At 59.8% G+C, this 4,737-nt stretch carries 2 protein-coding genes; both read right to left on the reverse strand.

What is annotated here, in order from left to right:
• Nucleotides 1-357 precede the first annotated feature (357 nt).
• Nucleotides 358-3,819 carry a pyruvate carboxylase gene (locus tag ABX749_RS22595; protein WP_372897977.1) on the reverse strand — a complete coding sequence of 1,154 codons (3,462 nt, stop codon included), beginning with the start codon at nt 3,817-3,819 and terminating at the stop codon, nt 358-360.
• A 356-nt stretch (nt 3,820-4,175) separates the two neighbouring features.
• Nucleotides 4,176-4,737, reverse strand: a 562-nt coding sequence (locus ABX749_RS22600; protein ID WP_372897978.1) for a deoxyhypusine synthase family protein, incomplete at its 5' end; no start/stop codon positions are given.

Below are 4,737 nucleotides of genomic sequence, written 5' to 3' on the forward strand. Positions count from 1 at the left end.
ACAGCCCCGACGGGTAACGCGGTGAAGCACTTTTTAGCGGTAGGGCGCGAGCCCTCCGGTATTTGGGCAACGATGAGGGACCGGAGGGCTTGCGCCCTGCCGTTAACACCTCGCAAAACGCCGGGCATAAATGCTTCACAGCGTTGCCCGACGGGGTTCGCGTGCCTTGAGCGCCGACCACCGACCGACGCAAGAACGTTCGACTTTGACGCGTGTTCATTCGGAAAACTTCGACCGTTTCGATGCGTTGGATTCGTCGTAGGAAGCATCGGATCTTACGAGTCGGAAAGGCTTCCAGGCTCGTCATTCCGTCGTCGACAAGCTGGCAGCCTCTCCCACTCATGCTCCGTGGGTAGCTTACTCGATGATCGCCAACAAGTCGCCTGCTTCGACTTGGGTTCCGGGCGGCGCGTGGATGGTTTTGATGACACCCGATTTGGGCGCGTTGACGGTGGTCTCCATCTTCATCGCCTCCAGCACCATCAGCTTCTGCCCTTCCTTGACCTTGCTGCCCTCTTCGACGGCGACGGTGATCACCATGCCCGGCATGCTGGACGCCACCTGGTTTTCGTCGCGGGGATCGGCTTTGACCGCCGCTTTGGTTTCCGGTTCCAGGGACTTGTCGTAAACCGTGATTTCACGCGGCTGGCCGTTGAGTTCGAAAAAGACGGTGCGTGTCCCGTCGGGGTGCGGTTGGCCGACAGTCAGGAAACGGATGATCAACCGTTTTCCCTTTTCGATGTCGACGGCGATTTCTTCACCGGGTTGCTGACCGTACAAAAAGTTCGGCGTGGGCAACTTAGCGACATCACCGTAAGTCTGTTGGTGTGTGGCGAAGTCGGCAAAGACCTTGGGGTACAACAAATGGGTCACCGCGGACTGATCGCAGGCCGGTTCACCGATCAGCCCGGCGGCTTCTTTTCTGGCCGCTTCGATGTCGGCGTCGGGCATGGATTCACCGGGCCGGTTGGTCACGGCCGGTTCGTCACCCAGAATTTTCTTCATCACCGCTTCGGGGAATCCGCCCGGCGGTTGCCCCATCCGTCCGCCGATCAGATCGAGCACGCTGGCCGGATACGCCAGTGATTTGTCGCTGGTCAGGACTTCGTCGGCCGACATTTCGTTGGCGACCAAGAACAGCGCCATGTCGCCGACGGCCTTGCTGGTCGGCGTCACTTTGACGATGTCCCCGAACAACGCGTTGACTTGGGCGTATGCCTTGCAGACTTCGGCCCATTGGTCGCTCAATCCCAAGGCACGGGCCTGCTGGTACAGGTTGGTGTACTGCCCGCCGGGCATCTCGTGTTCGTACAAATCACCGGTGGCCGGCAACACGGAACTTTCAAACGGCGTGTAGAACTCGCGTGCCGCCTGCCAGTAGGTCGCCAAATTGGTCAGCGCTTCGGTGCGCAAGGGGCTTTCACGCGGGGTGTCTCGCAAGGCTTCGACGAGCGAATTCAAATTCACCTGGCTGGTGCCGCCGGACAACGGTGCCAGCGCGGCATCGGCGATTTGCAGTCCCTCATCGGCAGCGGCCAGAATGGTCGACGCTTGGATGCCGGCGGTATCGTGCGTGTGCAGGTGGATCGGGATTCCGATCTCCTCGCGCAACGCCCGGATCAGTTTGACAGCCGCTTTGGGTTTCAACAGCCCCGCCATGTCTTTGATGGCCAACAAATGGGCGCCCATCTTTTCGAGCTGTTTGGCGAGATTGATGTAGTACGCCAAGTCGTACTTGGTGCGTCGGGGGTTTTGCAGATCGCCGGTGTAGCAAATCGACGCTTCGCAAATCCCACCCTCCTCGATCACCGCTTCCATCGCCACGCGCATGTTCTGTTCCCAGTTCAGCGCGTCGAAGACTCGAAAGACATCCATCCCAGCCTGGACGGCTTCACGCACGAACAATCGCACGACGTTGTCGGGATAGTTCGTGTAGCCGACGGCGTTGCTGGCCCGCAGCAACATTTGGGTCAGGATATTGGGAACCGCTTCGCGCAAGTCCGCCAGTCGTTGCCATGGCGATTCCTTCAAGAATCGCATGCTGGTGTCGAACGTCGCTCCGCCCCACATTTCCAAAGAGAACAGCTGGGACGCGTGGTGCGCATACGCCGGTGCGATGTGCACCATGTCATAGGTGCGGACACGGGTCGCCAGCAACGACTGGTGGGCGTCTCGCATGGTCGTGTCGGTCAGCAGCAGCCCCTTTTGCTCTCCGATCCATTTGACCAGGCCTTCGACACCGGACTCGCGGAAAATGTCTTTGGTCCCCTTGGGAGGATCCGCCAACGGCGGGACTTCGGGTACCGGCGCAGGTGTACGCCGGGTGGCAACCGGACGCCCGGCGACCAACTCATTGCCGTTGACGATTGTGTCCGCCAGGTAGTTCAACAGCTTGGTCGCCCGGTCGCGACGCTTGGGCAGCTCGAACAATTCGGGCGTCGTGTCGATCAATCGCGTGGTCGCTTCACCGGCGAGAAAGATCGGATGATTGATCAACTTGATCAGGAACGGGATGTTGGTTTTGACACCCCGAATCCGGAATTCTTGAAGACAGCGATCCATCCGCGAACCGGCGGCGGCCAACGACGGAGCCCGCGCGGTGACCTTGACCAACATCGAGTCGTAAAACGGATTGACCACCGCGCCGCTGAATGCCGTCCCGGCGTCCAATCGGATTCCCAATCCGGCCGCCGACCGATAGTGCGTGATCCGGCCGTAATCCGGCAGAAACTGATTGGCGGGGTCTTCGGTGGTCACCCGGCACTGCATCGCAAAGCCGGTGGTGCGGATGTTTTCCTGGGCACCAATCCCGACCACTTCATCGGTCAGCTTGTGCCCCTGCGCGATTAGAATCTGGCTGCGAACGATGTCGATTCCGGTGACTTCTTCGGTCACGGTATGCTCGACTTGAATCCGCGGATTGACTTCGATGAAAAAGAATTGGTTGGAATCCACATCCAACAGAAACTCGACCGTTCCGGCGTTCTCATAGCAAGAACCGTCCGACCCGACCGCCTTTCCGATCTTCAACGCCGCTTCGCACAAACCGTCACGGACTTCCGACGGCAGATTGGGCGCCGGCGCCAATTCGACGACCTTTTGATGCCGGCGTTGGACGCTGCAATCGCGTTCGTACAGGTGCACCAGGTTGGTGCCGTCGCCGATGATCTGGACTTCGATGTGTCGAGCGCGTCTGACGAAACGTTCCAAGAACACTTCATCGCTGCCGAAGGCGGTTTTCGATTCACGCATCGCCGCTTCCAACGCGGTCGGCAACTCGTCGGCCGATGCGACGACCCGCATCCCCCGTCCGCCGCCGCCGTGGGCCGCTTTCAGCATCACCGGATAGCCCAACGTATCCGCCAGCGCGATCGCCGCATCGGGATCACGCAGCGGCTCATTCTTGCCACCCAACACAGGGACGCCGGCTTTCTCGGCCAACTCGCGGGCCGACATTTTGTCACCGAGCTGATTGAGCGATCGGACGCTAGGACCGACAAACACGATCCCCGCTTTGCCGAGCGCCTCGGCGAATCCCGGTCGTTCGGACAAGAATCCGTAGCCCGGGTGCACCGCATCGATGTCATGTTTCTTGCACAGCGCGACGATCGCATCGATGTTCAAATACGATCGAATCGGCTCCCCCGGTTCACCGATCTGGTAGGCCTCGTCGGCTTTGAACCGGTGCAGCGCGTAGCGGTCTTCGTAGGAATAGATTGCGACGGTCCGAATCCCAAGCTCCGTGGCACTTCGGAAGACGCGCGTCGCGATTTCGCTGCGGTTGGCAACCAATAATTTTCGAAAGGGCCGAATCGTCATCAAAAAGCAATCCAACTGGAAGAACAGGTTCTAGTGATGGAACACGAGTGGCATCGGGGCATACGAGGACCGTCGCCGGACCCGCAATTTAACGAATTTGCCGGTGTACGACAGCACAGGCCCGCAGGAGCGACGAAACACGAATCGAATCCCCGCCGCCGCCCCACTTCATCCACCCCGCTGCCATGGCCGTCGGTCCCTGCACATCCTGAACAACCCACCCGGGCTGGGAGGGTCGAGTGGAGCGTGGGGAGGGTCAAACGGTCAGGCTGATCGCCATCGGAGCGGAAACGGTTGGTGAGTTCCGCAACCACAAGAATCACTGTAGCCAGAGCACGGGCAGTCGTGACACGACGCTACAGCCCCAGCACGTACGCAAAAATCAACGGTGCGACGATCGAGGCGTCGCTGTGGATCATGAACTTGGGTGTTTCGCGGCTGAGTTTTTCCCAGGTGATTTTTTCGTTCGGCACCGCACCGCTGTACCCGCCATAACTGGTCTCGGCATCGCTGATCTGGCAGAAATAACTCCACAGCGGCACGTCCTCTTTCAGGTCTTGCCGCATCATCGGGACCACACAGATCGAGAAATCACCGGCAATTCCGCCGCCGATTTGAAAGAAACCGATGGGGTGTTGCTGGGAACTTTCGCGATACCACGCGGCCAATTTTTCCAGCTGCGCGGTGCCCGGCTTCATCGCATGGTGTCCGGCGACAGTTCCGTCGATGACACGGGCGGTGAAGATATTGCCCAGCGTGCTGTCCTCGACGCCCGGAACAAAAACGGGGATGCCGGCGTCTTTGGCCGCCGCGACCCAACTGTTTTCGCGCGGGACTTGAAAGTGTTGTGGCAACTCTGGGTCGTCCAGCAATTCAAACATGAACTCCGCCGGCGTGCGGGGCTGGTTCGAATCGGCG

The sequence above is a fragment of the Stieleria sp. genome (assembly GCF_041595215.1).
GTDB lineage: Bacteria > Planctomycetota > Planctomycetia > Pirellulales > Pirellulaceae > Stieleria > Stieleria magnilauensis.

What these genes read in the sequence shown, in the direction of transcription:
- ABX749_RS22595 (WP_372897977.1), bottom strand. Translation starts at nt 3,819, where the DNA reads ATGACGATTCGGCCCTTTCGAAAATTATTGGTTGCCAACCGCAGCGAA.